Source organism: Hansschlegelia beijingensis, assembly GCF_045505405.1.
Lineage (GTDB): Bacteria > Pseudomonadota > Alphaproteobacteria > Rhizobiales > Methylopilaceae > Methylopila > Methylopila beijingensis_A.
Genome location: NZ_JBJKEX010000297.1, coordinates 1 through 3839, shown reverse-complemented (window position 1 = coordinate 3839; position 3839 = coordinate 1). Strand labels below are relative to the sequence as shown.

2 protein-coding genes and 1 pseudogene are annotated in these 3839 nt (G+C 70.1%); 1 reads left to right on the top strand and 2 read right to left on the bottom strand.

The features are described 5' to 3' along the window. Positions 1-108: 108 nt before the first annotated feature. Positions 109-678 (bottom strand): annotated as a pseudogene (gene trxA, locus ACIKT0_RS14640) (thioredoxin); the annotation flags it as partial. 270 nt (positions 679-948) lie between these two features. Here trxA and ACIKT0_RS14635 point away from each other — a divergent pair. Continuing rightward, complete coding sequence (locus tag ACIKT0_RS14635; RefSeq protein ID WP_407106049.1) at positions 949-2217, top strand: NAD(P)/FAD-dependent oxidoreductase; 1269 nt, start codon at positions 949-951, stop codon at positions 2215-2217. Positions 2218-2473: 256 nt separating this feature from the next. Here ACIKT0_RS14635 and ACIKT0_RS14630 read toward each other — a convergent pair. Continuing rightward, on the bottom strand, positions 2474-3839 hold a 1366-nt coding region (locus tag ACIKT0_RS14630; RefSeq protein ID WP_407106048.1), incomplete at its 5' end, for an ABC transporter permease.

The following is a 3839-nucleotide window of genomic DNA, read 5'->3' as shown; positions in this document are numbered from 1 at the left end:
TCCGGGAGCATCTTCGCCCGCTTCGGCAAGCGCACCGGAAACGTTCGCTCAGCCATCCGTCCTCGGGTCAGCCAAGGGGTTCAGAGCTTGAGCCATGACCCTCTCGGCCGGGGCGGCGGCGAGCGTCGCCTTGGCCTGCTCCAGATCGCCGGCGGCGACATGGCAGCGCGCCAGACCCGCGATCGCGGGGGCCGAGTCGGGCTCCTCGACGAGCAGTTCGGAATAGATCGCCGCGGCTCCTGCGACGTCGCCCGCCTCGAGCGCCGCCTCCGCCTGAGCCAGCAGGTCGCCCGCCTCGTCCGGCAGCGCCTCTCCGAGGATGCGCTCCACGAAGGACTGGATCTGGCTTTCCGGCAGCGCGCCCATGAAGCCGTCGACCGGCTGGCCGCGCGTGAAGGTGATCACGGCCGGGATCGACTGGATGCCGAGCTGCCCGGCGATCTGCGGGTGATCGTCGATGTTCATCTTGGCGAGCTTGACCTTGCCGCCCGCGGCCCGGACGACCTTCTCGAGCACCGGGGTCAGCTGCCGGCACGGCCCGCACCAGGGGGCCCAGAAGTCCACCAGCACAGGCGTCCGGGTCGAAGCCTGCACAACATCCGTCATGAAGGTCTGGGTCGTGGTCTCGACGATCAGATCGTCGGGAGCGGAGGCCAGAACGTCATCCCCGGCGGCCATGCGAACGTCTCCTTCTGCGAAGCCCTGTGCGGCGCCTGCGCGGTCGGGCTCACACATGGGGGAACCCGCCCGTGAATGCAATCGGGCCCCAGCGCCCAAACGAAGGACGGACGCCGCGGCGGCCGCTGGCGCCAGCCTTCAGCCGCCCTTAATGAAGACCGGTCAGTTTTGCAGCTCCGCCCGGCGTCGCCGAGGGGCGCCGACGTCATGACCAGGGTCCTATATACAGCCGCCGCACGGGGCGGCATTTCCTTGAAAGGAGCAGACAGGATGGACGTCGCAGAGCCGAGGCGGCCCAGAGTAGTGATCGTCGGGGCCGGCTTCGGCGGGCTCACAGTCGCGACGAAGCTCGCCAAGGCAGATGTCGACGTCACGGTGCTGGACCGCCACAATTACCACTGCTTCCAGCCGCTGCTCTACCAGGTCGCCACCGCCGAGCTCTCGCCCGCCGACATCGCCTGGCCGATCCGCCACGTGCTGCGGCGGCAGAAGAACGTGCGCGTGCTGCTCGGCACGGTCGAGAGCATCGACCTCGAGAGCCGGCAGGTCGTCGCCGACACGGTCACGCTGCCCTATGACGAACTGGTGCTCGCGACCGGCGTGACGCACTCCTATTTCGGCAATGACGAGTGGGAGAAGTGGGCGCCCGGCCTCAAGCGCGTCGAGGACGCGACCATCATCCGCCGGCGGCTGCTGATCGCCTTCGAGCGGGCCGAGCTCTCGGACGACCCCGCCGAACGCGAGCGGCTGCTGACCTTCGCGATCGTCGGCGCGGGCCCCACCGGCGTCGAGCTCGCGGGTTCCATCATCGAAGTCGCGCGGCACGTGATGCCGAACGAGTTCCGCCACATCGACCCGCGCACCGCCCGCGTCATCCTGATCGAGGCCGGACCGCGCGTGCTGCCGGCCTTCCCGGAAAACCTCTCCGCCTACACCCGCGAGTCGCTGGAGCGCATGGGCGTCGAGGTGATGACCAGCACCCGGGTGACGAACTGCGACGAGACCGGCGTGGACCTCGAAGGCGGCCGTCTCGAGGCCGCGACGGTGATCTGGGCTGCGGGCGTCGTCGCCTCGGAAGCCGGCCGCTGGATCGGCGCGCAGTGCGACAACGCAGGCCGGGTGATCGTCAACAAGGACCTCAGCGTCCCGGGGCGTCCGGAGGTGTTCGTCATCGGCGACACTGCGTCGGTCAAGCGCGAGGACGGCAGCCCGGTGCCGGGCGTCGCGCCCGCCGCGAAGCAGATGGGGGCCTATGTGGCGGACGTGATCGCGTCGCGCGCCCGCGAAGCCGTGCCGCCGCCGCCCTTCAAGTACCGCCACCAGGGCGACATCGCCACGATCGGGCGCCGGTCGGCCGTGCTGAAGCTCGGCTACATGAACCTGACGGGCCTGATCGCCTGGCTGTTCTGGTGCGTGGCGCACATCTACTTCCTGATCGGCGCCCGCAACCGGATCGCGGTGGCGTTCAAATGGGTCTGGGACTTCGCCACCTTCCAGCGCGGCGCGCGGCTCATCACCGACCAGCGCGACCAGATCTGAGCGGCTGATCCTTCCGACCTTCACGCAAACGCGACGAGGTCGGGAACGCTGTCCTATCCTGCGCGTTGACTCGCCGGATATGGAGGCGAGTGATGCTCAAGGGTGGACTTCTCTGGCTGATCGGCATTCCGCTGCCGATCATCATCGTGCTCTGGCTGCTCGGCTTCCTGCACTGAGCTGAGCCCGGAACCTCAGGAAAGGGCGTCTGCGGCCGAGGCCGCGGGCGCCCTTCCTCTTCGGCGGCCCGGCCGGCCGGTCACATGTTCCGCAGATGGCGGGCCGGCTTCTCGCCCAGGATGCGCCACGTGCCGGCGAGCCCGAGCACGATGGTGAGCGCGAGCGCGCCGAGCGCCGCAAGGCCCGCGCCGAGCGGGTCGAAGGCGAACTCTATCCCCATCACGCCCTCGGTCACGCCCCAGGCTGCGAGCGAGCCGACCGCCAGGCCGAAGGCGGCCGTGATCAGCCCCAGGAACGCGTACTCCGCCGCGAAGGCCGCGAGCAGCCGTTTCCGCGTCGCGCCGAGCGTCTTCAGGATCACCGCCTCGTAGACCCGCCGCCGGTGGCCGGCCGCGAGCGCTCCAGCCAGCACCAGGACGCTGGCCGCAAGCGTCACGCCGCTCGCGGCGCGGATCGCGAGCGCCAGGTTGCCGATGACCTCGGACAGCGAGCTGAGCGCGTCCTTCACCCGGATGGCGGTGATCGAGGGAAAGGCGCCCGTCGCCTCGCGCAGCAGGGCGAACTCCTGCGCGTCGCTGCCCCCGCCCGGGAACGAGACCGTGGCGAGGTTCATGTAGGGCGCGCCCGCGAAGGCGTTCGGCGAGAACACCATGAAGAAATTGATGCCGAGCGTCTCCCAGGCGATCTTCCGGAAGTTCGCGACCTTGGCCGTGATGGCGCGGCCCAGCACGTTCACGGCGATCTCGTCGCCGATCTCGAGGCCGAGCGCCTTGCCGAGCTTCTCGTCGAACGACACCAGCGGCTCGCCCGCATAGTCCGCCGGCCACCATTCGCCTTCGGTCACGCTAGAGCCCTTCGGCACGTCGGCCGCGAAGGTCACGCCGCGGTCGCCGCGCAGCGCCCAGCGATATTCCGGATCGACCTTCAGCTCCTCCGCGGGCGTTCCCTTGATGGACGCGAACGAGCCGCGCAGCATCGGCACGCTCTCCATCGTGGCGCCCGGGGCGTCCTGGCGGATCAACTCGGCGAAGCGGTCGCGGTCGCCCGAGGGGATGTCGAGGAAGAAGAAGGACGGCGCGCGCGCGGGCAGCTCGTTGGCGATCTGGCGACGGATCGAGGAGTCGATCAGGGTCAGCGTGACGAGCAGCACGAGGCCGAGGCCGAGCGACAGCACCACGGAGGGCGTCAGCGCGCCCGGCCGGTGGATGTTGCCGAGCGCGAGCTTGAGCTCGACCCCCTTGGGCCGCGGCAGGCGCGCCGCGCCCCACATGATCGCCCAGGCGACGAGCCGCAGCGCCAAGAAGGCCGCGATCGCGGCTGCGACGAAGATCAGCGCGATGCGGCGGTCATAGGCGGCGAACACCGCAAGCGCCGCAAGCCCCGCCGCGAACGCCGCTGTGGCGGCCATATAGGCCGGCCGCGGCAGGCGCCGTTCGGGCGCGACA

Excerpts from the sequence above, each read along its gene's own strand:
- ACIKT0_RS14635 (WP_407106049.1), top strand. The coding sequence starts at position 949 with ATGGACGTCGCAGAGCCGAGGCGGCCCAGAGTAGTGATCGTCGGGGCC.